The organism is Paenibacillus sp. AR247 (assembly GCF_002968895.1).
Lineage (GTDB): Bacteria > Bacillota > Bacilli > Paenibacillales > Paenibacillaceae > Paenibacillus_AQ > Paenibacillus_AQ favisporus.
On sequence record NZ_PCZT01000009.1, the window covers coordinates 869646 to 882711 of the forward strand.

The 13066-nt window shown below is 48.0% G+C and carries 17 protein-coding genes and 1 pseudogene; 6 read left to right on the top strand and 12 right to left on the bottom strand.

Features of this window, described 5'->3' with window-relative positions; translation table 11 throughout:
• Positions 1-243: 243 nt before the first annotated feature.
• From CPT76_RS12095 to CPT76_RS12105, 3 genes are all read right to left on the bottom strand, one after another.
• Positions 244-555: an ArsR/SmtB family transcription factor gene (locus CPT76_RS12095; RefSeq protein ID WP_105443099.1), complete on the bottom strand. Its 312-nt coding sequence runs from the start codon at positions 553-555 to the stop codon at positions 244-246.
• A 114-nt stretch (positions 556-669) separates the two neighbouring features.
• On the bottom strand, positions 670-1224 hold the full coding sequence (locus CPT76_RS12100) for a GNAT family N-acetyltransferase (RefSeq protein WP_258168335.1): 555 nt from the start codon (positions 1222-1224) through the stop codon (positions 670-672).
• Positions 1221-2144 (bottom strand): AraC family transcriptional regulator, encoded by a 924-nt coding sequence (locus tag CPT76_RS12105; RefSeq protein ID WP_105443100.1) that lies wholly within the window; start codon positions 2142-2144, stop codon positions 1221-1223. The genes CPT76_RS12100 and CPT76_RS12105 overlap by 4 nt, the downstream gene beginning before the upstream one ends.
• A gap of 225 nt (positions 2145-2369) precedes the next feature.
• Here CPT76_RS12105 and CPT76_RS12110 point away from each other — a divergent pair, with 225 nt between their 5' ends.
• Complete coding sequence (locus CPT76_RS12110) at positions 2370-2624, top strand: Atu4866 domain-containing protein (protein ID WP_105443101.1); 255 nt, start codon at positions 2370-2372, stop codon at positions 2622-2624.
• Positions 2625-2703: 79 nt separating this feature from the next.
• Positions 2704-3441, top strand: a complete 738-nt coding sequence (locus CPT76_RS12115) for an SDR family oxidoreductase (RefSeq protein WP_105443102.1) — start codon at positions 2704-2706, stop codon at positions 3439-3441.
• 85 nt (positions 3442-3526) lie between these two features.
• Here the strand turns inward: CPT76_RS12115 and CPT76_RS12120 are convergent, their stop codons facing one another.
• On the bottom strand, positions 3527-4438 hold the full coding sequence (locus CPT76_RS12120; RefSeq protein WP_105443103.1) for a GNAT family N-acetyltransferase: 912 nt from the start codon (positions 4436-4438) through the stop codon (positions 3527-3529).
• A 127-nt stretch (positions 4439-4565) separates the two neighbouring features.
• Positions 4566-5123 (bottom strand): GNAT family N-acetyltransferase, encoded by a 558-nt coding sequence (locus CPT76_RS12125; protein ID WP_105443104.1) that lies wholly within the window; start codon positions 5121-5123, stop codon positions 4566-4568.
• A 340-nt stretch (positions 5124-5463) separates the two neighbouring features.
• On the opposite strand from CPT76_RS12125, the gene CPT76_RS12130 reads away from it, so the two are divergent.
• From CPT76_RS12130 to CPT76_RS39555, 3 genes are all read left to right on the top strand, one after another.
• Positions 5464-6354 (top strand): class I SAM-dependent methyltransferase, encoded by an 891-nt coding sequence (locus CPT76_RS12130; protein ID WP_105443105.1) that lies wholly within the window; start codon positions 5464-5466, stop codon positions 6352-6354.
• A 33-nt stretch (positions 6355-6387) separates the two neighbouring features.
• Positions 6388-6696 carry a thioredoxin gene (gene trxA, locus CPT76_RS12135; protein ID WP_105443106.1) on the top strand — a complete coding sequence of 103 codons (309 nt, stop codon included), beginning with the start codon at positions 6388-6390 and terminating at the stop codon, positions 6694-6696.
• 276 nt (positions 6697-6972) lie between these two features.
• Positions 6973-7374 carry a hypothetical protein gene (locus CPT76_RS39555; protein WP_258168336.1) on the top strand — a complete coding sequence of 134 codons (402 nt, stop codon included), beginning with the start codon at positions 6973-6975 and terminating at the stop codon, positions 7372-7374.
• A gap of 9 nt (positions 7375-7383) precedes the next feature.
• Here the strand turns inward: CPT76_RS39555 and CPT76_RS42055 are convergent.
• From CPT76_RS42055 to CPT76_RS12165, 6 genes and pseudogenes are all read right to left on the bottom strand, one after another.
• Positions 7384-7620: pseudogene (locus CPT76_RS42055) on the bottom strand (phosphotransferase); the annotation flags it as partial.
• Positions 7577-8104 (bottom strand): aminoglycoside phosphotransferase/kinase family protein, encoded by a 528-nt coding sequence (locus CPT76_RS12145; protein ID WP_105443108.1) that lies wholly within the window; start codon positions 8102-8104, stop codon positions 7577-7579. The gene CPT76_RS12145 and the pseudogene CPT76_RS42055, both read right to left, overlap by 44 nt.
• Positions 8105-8165: 61 nt before the next feature.
• Entirely contained in the window at positions 8166-8690 is a 525-nt protein-coding gene (locus tag CPT76_RS12150; protein WP_258168337.1) for a class I SAM-dependent methyltransferase, read from the bottom strand.
• 96 nt (positions 8691-8786) lie between these two features.
• Positions 8787-9536, bottom strand: coding sequence for a hypothetical protein (locus CPT76_RS12155; RefSeq protein WP_105443110.1), 750 nt, complete (start codon positions 9534-9536; stop codon positions 8787-8789).
• Between the two features lie 226 nt (positions 9537-9762).
• Positions 9763-10560: a polysaccharide deacetylase family protein gene (locus tag CPT76_RS12160; protein WP_105443111.1), complete on the bottom strand. Its 798-nt coding sequence runs from the start codon at positions 10558-10560 to the stop codon at positions 9763-9765.
• A 238-nt stretch (positions 10561-10798) separates the two neighbouring features.
• A complete protein-coding gene (locus CPT76_RS12165) occupies positions 10799-11710 on the bottom strand; it encodes a LysR family transcriptional regulator (RefSeq protein ID WP_105443112.1) in 912 nt (303 codons plus the stop codon).
• A 214-nt stretch (positions 11711-11924) separates the two neighbouring features.
• Between CPT76_RS12165 and CPT76_RS12170 the strand changes: the two genes are divergently transcribed.
• Positions 11925-12392 carry a DinB family protein gene (locus tag CPT76_RS12170; RefSeq protein ID WP_076166093.1) on the top strand — a complete coding sequence of 156 codons (468 nt, stop codon included), beginning with the start codon at positions 11925-11927 and terminating at the stop codon, positions 12390-12392.
• Between the two features lie 150 nt (positions 12393-12542).
• Here the strand turns inward: CPT76_RS12170 and CPT76_RS12175 are convergent.
• Positions 12543-13066: NAD(P)H-dependent oxidoreductase (locus tag CPT76_RS12175; protein ID WP_105443113.1), on the bottom strand; the 524-nt coding region annotated here is incomplete at its 5' end.

Here is a 13066-nt window from a genome sequence, read left to right on the forward strand (position 1 = left end):
TACGGGAGTGAGCAACAATCACAAGTGTGGCGGTCCTTGAGGATCGGTTAGTTTGGCTGGAATGCGTATCGTTGGTCAAAATCGAAGGGTTGGTCATTGAAAACATCTCCTTATCATTTAATCACAATTCGAGATATGTCGATGTATTGGATAAAAAATAAAATCGATATTTACATATCTCGAATTATCGATTTGTTTTGTATATAAAAACTGAATTCATTGAATTGAATCCAGTCTCTATCATTACAGGTCTTTCTGGATGTACGAGGCGATGGCCTGAATCGCTTCTTCATCCCTTTTGTAATAGGTCCACTTACCAATTCGGGTTGCATGGATCAGACCTGCCCGCTGCAGCACGGACAAATACTGGGATGTGGTCGATTGAGTCATGTTCAGCTTGGCAGTAATTTGGCTTACGCAAACCCCAACTTCGATCAGGTCCACCCCTTCCTGGGGGCCAAAATAGGCTTGAGGATCTTTCAACCACTCTAAAATTTGCAAACGCGCTTCATTGGACAATGCTTTAAACACTTCAATGGGTTCAAGTGATTTCATGATTTTTATTATATCGATAATTCCCGATATGTCAACATGAAGATAAAAGTATTGTTAAACCCTTACGATCTGCAATCCAACAACTTGTTATTTTGATTACAATTATAAATCACGTCACTGTATTTCATCGGACTCGTCTGTATCAGAATTAAAGACAAAGACCGGACCATGCCACTGCTCGTTTTGAAGAAATTCTTCGCAATAACGATCGTGTTGATTATACTCTGAAATAACATGTTTCCAAAAAGCATACGCCGGCTTGTTGCCAACCGTTTGCCTGATCTCCCATGTCCCTTTGAACTCCCCGAATAAGGTAAAGGCAGCTTTTTTGCCTACCCCTCTCCTCCGGTATTTTCTCATGATAAAAAAATCGCTGATTAAATTTGTTTTCTCAGCCTTGCTCAATTTCATATACTCCTGGGGTACATCCAGACTGACCAGAACAAATCCTGCGATTTCCCCGTCCACAGAGACCATAAAGGGCCTCCGATATTCATCTGTCCATTGATGATCAATGTATTTGTATAAGTATTGACCGTGCCTGTTCAGCACATGCCCATCAAACTCACTGCTGTCGTAGCGGTATAGCTGTATGAGATTGTACAGCAGTGTCTTATCTTCATAAGGAATAAGGCACAACTTAAAATCCATAAATTCATTTCCTTTCATTTGATTTCCGCCGAAATCGTCATTTCGTCAACAATCGCGCTCCGCAATCGGCGTAGGTCCCGGACCGGCGGCATCCCAAACATCCGGGCATATTCCCTGCTAAAATGCGACGGACTCTCGTATCCGACCTGAAACGCAGCTTCCGCCGCATCGATCGATTCGGAGAAGAGCAGCCGGCGCGCCTCTTGCAAACGGATCTGCTTTTGGTACTGGATCGGACTCATCCCTGTGACTTCCTTGAAATAATCGTACAAAGACGAAGTGCTCATACGGGCCTCCGCAGCCAATTCTTCTACGCGAAGAGGAAGGGCAAAATCGCGGTTAATCTTCTCAACCACCCCCGCGATTCGCTGTGCGTGGCTTCCGATCACGGCAAATTGCATCAGAGATGCGCTGTGCTCGTTCTGAAGCACCCGGTAAATAATTTCCCGCATGGCATAAGGCGCAAGCATTGGAATATCACGCGGTGTTTCGACCAGTTTCACAAGCCGCAGCACGGCATCCAGAAGCGTATCGTTGAGCTGGCTTACCTTCAACCCCCGGCTGGTCTCATTCCCAGCTCGGATGGCATCATCGGATGCTTGAATCACATCAAATATTTGGTTCATATCAAAAAGGATCTGCAGGCTTAAATACGGTGTTTCATTCGATGCCTCCATCACTTGCCCTGTGATCGGTAATTGGACTGAAGCGGTTAAATAGCTGCTCGGGTCGTACTGATACACCTCTTGTCCCAGCATGACCACCTTGGAACCCTGCGCCACAACGCAAAGGGAAGGTTCATAGACAGAATATACCGGTTCGGATAACCGGGAAGAGCGAATGAAGCGCAAACCGGGAACTTCTGTCTCATGCGTACCGTCCTCTGGTGTGAACTTCTCGATGATCCGGAGCAGTTCTTTCTTTGTTTCTCGAACCATTCATCCATCCTCTTCTTCCCCCTTTGATCTATATGATTAGCTTAACTTTATCCGCTTCTGGAGGATTAGGCAATCATCTTGTATGATCCGGCTACCGTCCCTATTCCCGAAAGAACGATAATGAACATGTAAGAAATGCGAAACAGGGTCCGGATCACATAACTGTAGAAAACGATGTCAAGGCAGAATTCAATCCGGTTTTCGCAAAGGAAAGGAGAATATTCAATGGCTGCACAAAACGAACAATCCCATCCGTATGTCGGCATGTGGGTGACAAAAGACGGTTACATCCGGCATGAGCTGCTGCCGAACGGGCGGTATGACGAAGCGCGCGGTAATCGGAAGAGCGCTTATCAAGGCAGGTACACCATTGTAGGCGACCATATCGAATATGTGGATGATACAGGGTTTACAGCGGACGGTGACTTCCGTGATTCGGTGCTCTACCACGCCGGCATGATTCTCTATCGTGAAAATTAGCAGGGAGATTTTCCTTTTTCATCACAGGAGTTCGAATCGAGCAACTTAGCATAAATCAAATCCAAAGGAGAAATGTTCAATGTCCGAAATCAATGGAAAAGTAGTTGTTATTACAGGTGCAAGCAGCGGGATCGGCGAAGCTACAGCGAAGCTTCTCGCCAGCCGGGGCGCCCATGTCGTCATGGGGGCCAGACGCGTAGAAAGACTGGAAGCACTGGCTTCCCTTATTGAGGCAGAAGGAGGGTCCGCCTTATATCAACAGCTGGATGTGACGAATATCGAGCAAATGCAGTCCATCATCCGCTTGGCGCAGAGCCGGTTCGGACGGATCGATATCATTGTGAACAATGCCGGCGTGATGCCGCTATCACCGTTGGAAGCTTTGAAAGTCGACGAATGGAACCGGATGATCGACGTCAATATCCGCGGGGTTCTGCACGGTATTGCCGCAGGTCTACCCGTGATGAAGGAGCAGCAATCCGGCCATATAATTAACGTGGCTTCCATCGGGGCTTATTCGGTGACACCGACGGCGGCGGTATACTGTGCAACCAAATACGCCGTTCGCGCCATCACGGAAGGTTTGCGGCAGGAAATTGATGCAGACATTCGGGTAACGCTCGTTTCTCCCGGCGTAACGGAATCCGAGCTCGCTGAGAGCATTACGGATGACGGGGCAAGGGAATTTATGAAAACGTACCGGCGTAACGCTCTTCCTGCTTCCGCTATTGCCCGGGCCATCGCCTATGCGATCGAGCAGCCGGCGGACGTCGATGTGAACGAGCTGGTGGTTCGGCCCACAGCCCGGCTTGGATGATACGATGAATAAATAAATTAACCATCCTAATGCGAATCAGGCAGCCGGTCGACAAAACGATCCGGCTGCCTGATTTTTTTAATGGTTACAAGTCACGCTCATACCGTACTTCCTCCGATACCTCTCTAAACCCCACGGCATGATACAAGGATAAAGCCGATGAATTGGCCGTTTCAACCTGCAGTTCGGCACACTCACATCCGATATTTTTGAGATAGGTCAGCGCTTGGTACAGCAAATGCTTGGCAATGCCCTGTTGTCGCCAAGGTTCTCTGACAAAAACATCTTCGATGACGCCATCCCCCTCTGCATCCACCCATGCCATCACGCTGCCGACCAGCGTATCATTCTCCCGGACGACAAAAGAAGTCCACGCTCGATTCTTCCGGTTTTCCATGAGCCGCTCCATCCCAATTGGAGCCCCCGGCCAAATTTCCATGTCTGCTGCCAAGTATTCATGGATGCTGGCTTCCGACGGCATGTCCCACTGGATACAGCGATTAGGTGCGGAAAGAGCAAATGGATTCATTTCTCCAACCAGTGCTCTTTGCATGGTATACAAACTTTTACTGTAACCGAATCCTTTCGATATAAAATATTGGGTGTTGTTCATTTCCGTGGACTGGTTACCGATCCCAATCAACGTCTGATGAGCCGGGGGCAGGGCTGCTTTCAACTCGTATGCCCTGTTCAGCAAAGGTTCGTATAGCAGATCATAGAGATGATAGTCACTCTCCCTTTCCGGACGCGTCTTCAAGTTGAGATAAATATGGTGTTTATGGTCCTGCGGGCTGCCAGCCGGGATTTCCGAAATGACGCTGACCTGCCCTTTTCCGATGATTCGTTCTCCCTCCACCGCAATGAACACATTCGGCCAATTTGCTTCCTCTCCAACCCACCAGAACACCGTTTCTCCCCTTGAAGTTACGGTAGCATACAAATCACCCAGCATCTGAAAATCGTCTTTCGTAAAATGGCGGACTTCAATCAGTGTCATTCACGAACCTCACTTTTTATGATGTGTAACACTTCTCTAGCAGGTTGATTTTACCATTTTACGTTACACTTGTTTGGTAACATTCGTTTATATTCGTTTTGGTGGTTACCAATGATCGGATAGCCAATTAGGACATGGCTTGCTGGTCTAACCACTCCTGTTGCGTAAGACCGTAAATGACTCTGTCTAAATATTGGTCATGTAAACGTTCGTAATTCCGGATAATCCCTTCCTGCGTGAAGCCCAATCGTTCCGGAATCGCTCGGCTCCTGATATTGCCTACAGCTGCGCCGATCTCGACTTTACGAAGCCGCAGATCACGGAACGCATGAGCGACAAACGTACTGCATGCAGAAGTCATTAAACCTTTCCCCTCAAATGAAGAGCCTAGCCAGTAGCCTATTTCTGTTCGACCCGCTTCCCAATCGATCCCTAGAAAACCTATGGACCCTGCAATCTGTTCCTTATACCATATACCAGCCCAGTACCCATCGTTATTGGCGAATCTTTTTAATGACCTGCTTATAAAGGCTCTTGTGTCCTCGACCTTATGCGTAAGATCAGGAAACTGAAGCCACTGCCGTATTGATTCACGACTGCTGTCAATTAAATGATAAAGCTCGTTAGCATGCCTGTCTTCCAGAATCGAAATGTATGTATCATCATTGACTATAGCCTTGTACATCGAATGACTCCTCCTTTGTCAAACATTAACGTTCTTTAATTAAGATCTTAGTCTCTCGTATCAAAATTATGAAGGGATATGAACAGCTATACAATGAATTTTTCTGAAGAAAGCATTGCAAATCCATGGAGTATATTTTATTATGGATATTGTAGGTCTATAATATTATCGAACGGAAAGGAGGATCTCACTTGAACCATCCCTCTTCTCTATAAGTATTTTGGTGTGAGGTTTACGATGGTTTCGGACAAGCAAGAGCCTTAATGTTTTAAACATACAAACAAATTTATTTTTTTGTTCCAATTATGGATATAACAGATCTATGGAGGTTTAAAAGATCATGAGCGATTTTTTTAATGAAGCCCGCTGGGAAAAAGCGTGGAAAGAAGATCCCGACACCTATATCAACAGGTCCAAACAGGCCGGCATCGACCCTTCTCGAGACTTTGATCATAAAGCCAAGGCTTTCCATGAGCAGTCATTTAGCCCGGAGGGAAGAAAACGAACCCATCGGATCTTGAACTGGATTGAGGGACAAGGGGTATCATTTAAGAATGCCTCAGTGCTGGACATCGGCGCCGCTTCGGGCGTATTTTCGGTGCCGTTTGCAGAGCGGGGAGCCCGTGTGACGGCCGTCGAGTCCTCTCCACCACAAGTTGAATTGCTGCGAGAAAACATAGCCAAGTTTGACGAAGGCCAATTAAAGATTATGCCCGTACCGTTTGAGGAAATCGACGTTCAAGCCAATGGCTTGAACCAGGCTTTCGATCTCGTCTTCGTTTCGATGTGCCCGGTCATTCGCGACTGGGAGAGTGTAGAGAAAGTGCTTCAATGTGCCCGAAAATTCTGTTATATCAGTCTGCCTGTTTCGTCCGCAGAACATAGTCTGGTCAACGAAATTTGGCCGCTCGTCACCGGCGAACCTTTCAAGTCCAAACCAGCGGAAATGGGATATTTGCTCCATCTGCTGTATCTCAAAGGCTATTCCTATGAGTCCCTGGTCACCCGGGAAACGAAAACGGTGGAGATGTCGAAGGAAGAAGCGCTGCAGGAGATGATGAGCTGGCTTCGCAGACATGGTCTGCCTGTCGATGAGCGCAACCAAACAATCGTTGCGGACTATCTGGACCAAGCATATCCGTCTGGACAAGTAACCTTCCAACAGGGCGGGCGTTTTGGCAAAGTACTGATTCGACTGCAGGATCAGAACATGTACACCAGAGAGATTTGAGTCGGGAAATCTATTATTGAAAGGAAGATAACGATGGCGATTCAGCATGCAACAGACACAACGTTTAAAAATATGATGCAGACAGAAGGCGTAACGGTCGTGAATTTTTGGGCATCATGGTGCGGTCCTTGTAAAATATTTGCTCCCATTCTGGAGGATTTTGAAAGGGAAACAAGCGGTTCGGTTAACGTGATTAAAGTAAATGTAGATGATAACCCGGTGACCTCTTCCCAATTTCAAATTATGAGCATACCGACCACCCTTATATTCAAAGATGGCAAGCTCGTTTACCAGGAATCGGGGATTCTGCCGAAACAGATTTTGAAGGAGCTCACGGCCTAAGCATAAATCAAGGGTAGCAAAATCAAAGCCGGAATTCCTTCAACGGGAATCTCCGGCTTTTGCTTATCGTTCAATCTTGTACCTCAAGGTGGCCGATCTATCGCTGATTCTGAATCCAAAGGTTTACTGCAAATGAATCCCCATGACCTTCCAATCACCTTTGCGGATATAAACATCAACATTCAGGACTTGATTTGATCAACAGCGTGGTTAGCAATGATCGCGTTCAATTGCTTTTCAAGAGATACTCGGCCTCTGGTTTGGGGATTGTTGTACATGATCAAAATAAAGAACAACAACAGAGCGATCCCGGTACACGCAACAGCAAAGATGCTATTCTTCCAATTCATGCGTATTCCCCTTTCCCATGTAGTGAAGGTCATTCAGGAGCCCGGCCCTGACGCTTTGAAATTGGTAAAGCTACATTTCAATCTCACAGCCGTCAAAGGAGCGGCCATCCGCGATGATTTTCACCGCCTCTGTTATTGCATTCTTCTGAAAATCATTCAGTTTACTTTCATCACCATCCCAATCCTGCAGCCACCAGAAGAAGGAACATATATTTCGGTAATTCATAAACAAGGGGATCCGCTGAATCCAATGAGAGTCCAACTGATGATGCTTGAAGTACCCTGCAAGAAAATCATCCAAAAATCTCCGGGCAAATTCATTTTTTGAATTTCGGTCTTCTCCAGGGGACCCCCACCAAACCGCATGTGCTGCCGCAATGGCAATGTCCAGCGTATACCAGCCATAAATGCAGTCGTCAAAATCAAATACGGTAATCGTATCTCCGTCGATCATGAAATTATAGGGATGAAAATCATTGTGGATCAGCCCATAAGCATTGACCTCCCGAGGGAGCAAATCGATATGATCTTCAAGGCTTTGTAATTTTTTCGAGAAGCACCTTGTACTTCCCATGATGCAAATTCGGATTGCTGAACTCGCTCTTGCTCCAATGATCTCTTTGCCTGCCCTTCACCATAGGTATATAGGAATTTGAATGCTTGTGCATCTTCCCCATGGTTTCTCCCCATGCATGATAGATGTCTGCCCCCCATAAGTGAGGGTTGCCTTTCTCGAAGAATTTTCCCGGTGCCATGCAAAAAACAGCGGCAATAAAACATTGCCCGTCTTCTTCATACACGGCGGTTAGCTGTTGATCCTTCGTTAAGATCGGCAGAGAGGCGTTTACGCCATGGTGTACCAAATCGTGTACCCATTCCAATTCGGCGTGTATCTTTTCTGCGTAGGCGAGAGGCTTAACCGATATCCGCAGGAAATAATATTCATTGTTTTTCGAAAACCGGTATACCACATTCGTTGAATGACTAACAAACTCCAGCGTATTCACATCAAAGTCAAACGATGCGGCCGCTTTGGACAAAATATCCGCTGTGACCATTTGAAACCTCCGTGTCTTCATGTTTGCGAACCAAGTTACTGCCCGCCCTGGATTTCATTTTTTATTTCTGTAACAGGAGTCCCTGAAAATAGGACTCATCCTCTTTTAAAGGAACGGTTTGAAAGCTGATTTCCTTGAAATATTGCCCGGCCAGCGTTCGGATGGAACGATCTGAATAAGAGGCGAAAAACCGTTTTGGCTCACACCAGTCGTTTTCCCAAACCCCCTCGGAATCTTTGCCTCCATATAATCCCATATAAAATAATCCATCAGGCTTCATCACTCGTTTGATTTCCGACAGCACGCCGCCTAATTCATTTTTGGGCACATGCAGCAGACAGTTTAAGGCGTAGACAGCATCAAACGAATCGTCCTCAAATGTTAGATGATAGAAGTCCATTACATACGCCTGCAGCCCTCTTTCTCTGCAGTAACGCACCATTTCACTGGATAAATCAATGCTGGTTACCTTTAGACCATGATCTTTAAAGTAAAGGCTGTCTATCCCTGATCCGGCACCGATTTCTAGAAGTTTCCTTTTACCTGAATCCTGCAGGTGGTTAAGAAACCTGTCCCTCTCGATCACCTTCCAATCCGCCGGATGCGCGTTTGCTCTTCGGTGTGAATCGATATCATACGACTTCGCCAGATTTGTTTTATTCCATTTCTTTATCCCGCCTATTCACGATTTAACCCATGCAGCGCCGTTTCCCGGTTGGACGCACAGGCGCATTTCCATCTCATTCGGCTGCCCGATCACCAGACTTTCCCGATAAGCGCCTACTGGCTTCCGGCCGCCGTACTCGTCGTTCATCCTTACCTGAGCGTCCCTTCCAGTGACCGCAATAACGACCGCTGAAGCGCAGAAATAGTCTCCTTCGCGGAATTGCTGATGAAGCACCATCATGCCGTCCCTTATCATGAGGCGTGACACAGCCGAGTGGTTTTTGGTTACGACTTCTGCCGGGCGCAGCATTTTGAGCTTAATGTTGATCACCTGCGGCGCCGGACGCCGATCATGGATCCGGACGCCGAACACATCATGCCCGGACGCAGCAAAGGCCTCGGCCGCCACCCCAATCCCCGCAATCGATGCTGTCGCGTCATACAGGCTTAGATGCTGACGAATTCCTTTGTCACTAAACACATCTTCGCCATAATCCACCAGATCAATATCAACAAAGCCGCAGCCGTAAGCATAATCCGAGTGCCGCTTGTTGAAGCTGTTGGTACGGCTGTCGTTCGCATACACATCGGCCCGGTTGATTTGAAACTTGAGCGCCGAAGGGGACGTCCAAATGAGACTGCCCATCCGGCCGTTTCCGAGCGGAAGGCCGCCCTCACTCCGCTCCACGGTATGACGATAATGCAAATCCGCACGTGAGACATGCTCGCGCATATTCATGCTTGGAGATTCAACTGCTTTTTTCACTGGCCTGCACTCCCTGCGTGTGTGATGAAAAAGCCTTAGACGATCACGCTTAATGGTGAATCCATGTCTATCTTAATCGTGCGCGGGATGCTGCCAGTATGAATAAGTTACGATGGACATGGAATTTGTTACGAAACGCCGATCCAGGCCGACCTGGAGTGGCAACAAAAAAGAAAGCCGCACCTAACGGCTTCCTCATAAAAGGGTCTGGATTATTATGGTCTGGTTATAAACGGACGATTTCCCCAGAACGGACTTCGATCGGGTCCCCATCTACGCTGACCCATACCGATTGGGCCGACGGATTATGAATGAGGCGTGAATCGGCAGAGTACCGGAGTCCTTCCACGGCCTTGCAGTAGGCGTAAATTTCCGCATTCGTCGCGTACCAAATGTCGTCCTTGCCGCCGATCATCTCACCGAACCGCTCTACCAAGTCCCAGTTATTGTCGTTATCGAATTCATAGCTGTGTCCCCAGACGTAAAAAAGCGACATTCTCGAATATCGTTGCTGCATAGGAATCCATTGATCGGCGTATTCGACCATTTGCTTATGATGGCAGGTCGGATGCCAGCGGAGCCAGTCGTCCGGCTTATGAAAGCCGCCATGACTGTTCACCGTACGGGCGTATTCGATACCGATGGACCGCAATATGTTCACAACCTGATCGCTGTAGGTGCCGAACGGATAGCTCATCCCTTTGACCGGATAGTTGACAAGCTCCTCCAATGCCTTGCGGTCTGCCACCACCTGCTCCAGCACTTGATCCGGGGGCGTCTGTTCCAGAAAGGGATGGTCCACCGTATGAACCGAAACCTCATGCCCCTCAAACAATGCCGCGACTTCCGTTTTGTCAATATATCCTGCTTTGCCGAGATTCCCGCTGTTCAGATGAAACGTCCCTTTGAGGCCATAGTCGTTCAGCAGACCGACTAATTTGCGGTCATGGTCCCGCCCGTCGTCAAAGCTGAGCGTCACCGCCTTATTCACACCGTTAGGAAAACGGTCCAATTGGATGCGCATATGTCATCTCTCCTCTTTTATAATCTAGTAACAAGCGTTTACCGGTATATATGAATTCGCTTCTGATGATCCATCTTCATTTTCATAGCCGCAAGCGTGTTGCGTGTCCAAGGAATTTTGTTCATGGTCATCACATTCAGAACATAAATCAACACTAGCTTGATCCCTGTAAAATCCGATTGTGGTTGATTATGAAAGACTTCCAATGGGACTCCCCCTACTTCATTTGATACCCCATCTACCCAAGCGAACGGTTTGCGCTTTCAATTACACGCTCTATGTAAGCTTGTAATGCCTCAATGAATATGCGGCCTGCCTTCCCCAAATATTTATCCGTCCGGTAAATGATGCAGATCTCCTGGCTCGGTGTTGGATGCAGAAGTGTGACTGCAGTGATTTGTTCCCGGCCAAGGTTGTCGAGCAGCAACCGGGGAAGAATGCATGCTCCAATTCCCTGCTCTACCATAGAGAGAAGCGTCGAAAGCGTCGAGGTCACCATCGCGTGATGCAGCTCCATCCCTTTTTCCTGGCAGCAGGCTCGAATCAGCTTCGTGATCTGGTGATCGGGGCCGAACGTGACCATATCCAGCTCCTTTAGCTGTTCAAAGGGGATTGCCTTTAATCGGGCAGCGGGATGATCCGATCGTACGGCAAGCGCAAACTCCTCATGAAACAGCGGGATGATGGCCATACGGTCGTCGGGCCGCTCAGGCATCGTCGTAACGCCCAAGTCTCTGTTCCCGGCCAAAACCTCTTCATATACGTTCGTCGTTTCGTTGACCGAAATGGACAGTTTGGGGTAAGCCCGGTGAAAATCAAGCAGCAGCGCGTCAAACAGCAGGTCCCCATCCCCTGGCAGAATGCCGATGTCCAGCTTGCCGCCCTCCATTTTTTTAAGATCCGAGATGGCCCCCTGAATGTAATCCACCCTCTCAAAGATCAGCTGGCTCTGTTCGAGCAGGATCCGGCCGGCATCGGTTAAGGCAATCTTTTTGCCGATACGGTCAAACAGAGGCATCCCCAGCTCCTTTTCCAGAAACTTGATTTGCTGGCTCAAATTCGACTGTGTCGTGCAGAGATTCTCGGCTGCCCGGGAGAAATGCATTTCTTTACATATCGCTGCAAAGTATTCAAGCTGTCGAAGTTCCATGAACGTCTCCTTCCCATTGTTTCGTATGCTGCCATGTTAAGTTCTATATCCAGTATAACGGAGGACGGAAGGATTTCCCATACGATGAAAGATCCATTAGTGAAAACGATTCATACCATCGGAATTACGTGATTGTTGCTTATGGTCTGGACCGGTAAACTTGGTAACAAGAACGAAATAAACCACCCCACAAACCACTAAGGAGGAATTACAAATGAGTACACAATCTATCGTGAATACGGGCAAGGTGCTGCATCAATTGGTGATCGGTCAGGTACAGGGCATACCGGAATCGCTCTTCGACATAACGCCGGCAGGTTTTCGAAATACGATCCGCTGGAACGTCGGGCATATCGTATTTTGGCTCGATCGATATCAGCAGCTGTGCTTCGGTTCAGCGTCGACTATTCCGGCTTCCTACGAAACGCTGTTCAACAGCGGTACAAAGCCGGCCGACTGGACGATTGCTCCGCCATCCCAAGAAGAATTGGTGCAGCAGCTTGCCAATCAGCTGTCCCAGATTTCGGAGATTACGCCGGATATGCTTCAGCAGGATCTGAAGTCCCCGTTCGTGTTGGGACCCTTTGAATTCACGACCGCTGCCGAGTTGTTCAACTTTGCCTTGATGCACGAAGCTATCCACCTGGGAACGATTACAAGCCAGCAAAAAGCGGTACAATAGCTGACTTGGTGGCAAAACGGATTGTATTCACGCGAAAATATCCATCATAGCGGAAGCCCTACCAACTAAACGAAAAAAGCCCCTTCACAGCAGCGCTTGGGCGCCTGGAAGGGGCTTTAACTTATGCGTGGGAACTAATCTTTTACCATGTTAAGCACTTGTTGTGCCTGATACAGCTTTCGCGCCTTCTACATAGTCCGCGTATTTTGCGGCATACTTCTCCAGCTGCTCATCGCTGACTTCGCGGATTCTGCCAATGACAAACGGCGACCGATAAACCATCCCGGTCAGGTTTGCCGTCTGTTGGAACGGACGGAGCAGCTCGCTATAAGAGTAATTGTGAAATCCGCCAGCTTGGTACATGCTAGGAGATCCTCCGGAAGAGATGGCGATGATCAGCTCTTTTCCATTCAACTTGACCCCGCCTGGTCCATGGGCCCATCCAAACTCGAACACTTCATCCATCCATTTCTTCAGCAGGGAAGGCGAGCTGTACCAGAAAAAAGGAAATTGAAGCACGATTCGGTCGTGCGCCAGAAGCAGCGCCTGCTCGCTTGCAATATCGATCTTTTCGTCCGGATAGGCTTCATAGAGCCGATGTACGGTCACATTGCCCCGCCGTTCCAACTCTTCCGCCAGTCGCCTGTTGATCCGGGAATGCTCCAAATCGGGAT

What these genes read in the sequence shown, in the direction of transcription:
- CPT76_RS12095 (WP_105443099.1), bottom strand. Translation starts at nt 555, where the DNA reads ATGAAATCACTTGAACCCATTGAAGTGTTTAAAGCATTGTCCAATGAA.
- CPT76_RS12100 (WP_258168335.1), bottom strand. Translation starts at nt 1,224, where the DNA reads ATGAAAGGAAATGAATTTATGGATTTTAAGTTGTGCCTTATTCCTTAT.
- CPT76_RS12105 (WP_105443100.1), bottom strand. Translation starts at nt 2,144, where the DNA reads ATGGTTCGAGAAACAAAGAAAGAACTGCTCCGGATCATCGAGAAGTTC.
- CPT76_RS12110 (WP_105443101.1), top strand. Translation starts at nt 2,370, where the DNA reads ATGGCTGCACAAAACGAACAATCCCATCCGTATGTCGGCATGTGGGTG.
- CPT76_RS12115 (WP_105443102.1), top strand. Translation starts at nt 2,704, where the DNA reads ATGTCCGAAATCAATGGAAAAGTAGTTGTTATTACAGGTGCAAGCAGC.
- CPT76_RS12120 (WP_105443103.1), bottom strand. Translation starts at nt 4,438, where the DNA reads ATGACACTGATTGAAGTCCGCCATTTTACGAAAGACGATTTTCAGATG.
- CPT76_RS12125 (WP_105443104.1), bottom strand. Translation starts at nt 5,123, where the DNA reads ATGTACAAGGCTATAGTCAATGATGATACATACATTTCGATTCTGGAA.
- CPT76_RS12130 (WP_105443105.1), top strand. Translation starts at nt 5,464, where the DNA reads ATGAGCGATTTTTTTAATGAAGCCCGCTGGGAAAAAGCGTGGAAAGAA.
- trxA (WP_105443106.1), top strand. Translation starts at nt 6,388, where the DNA reads ATGGCGATTCAGCATGCAACAGACACAACGTTTAAAAATATGATGCAG.
- CPT76_RS39555 (WP_258168336.1), top strand. Translation starts at nt 6,973, where the DNA reads ATGATCAAAATAAAGAACAACAACAGAGCGATCCCGGTACACGCAACA.
- CPT76_RS12145 (WP_105443108.1), bottom strand. Translation starts at nt 8,104, where the DNA reads ATGGTCACAGCGGATATTTTGTCCAAAGCGGCCGCATCGTTTGACTTT.
- CPT76_RS12160 (WP_105443111.1), bottom strand. Translation starts at nt 10,560, where the DNA reads ATGCGCATCCAATTGGACCGTTTTCCTAACGGTGTGAATAAGGCGGTG.
- CPT76_RS12165 (WP_105443112.1), bottom strand. Translation starts at nt 11,710, where the DNA reads ATGGAACTTCGACAGCTTGAATACTTTGCAGCGATATGTAAAGAAATG.
- CPT76_RS12170 (WP_076166093.1), top strand. Translation starts at nt 11,925, where the DNA reads ATGAGTACACAATCTATCGTGAATACGGGCAAGGTGCTGCATCAATTG.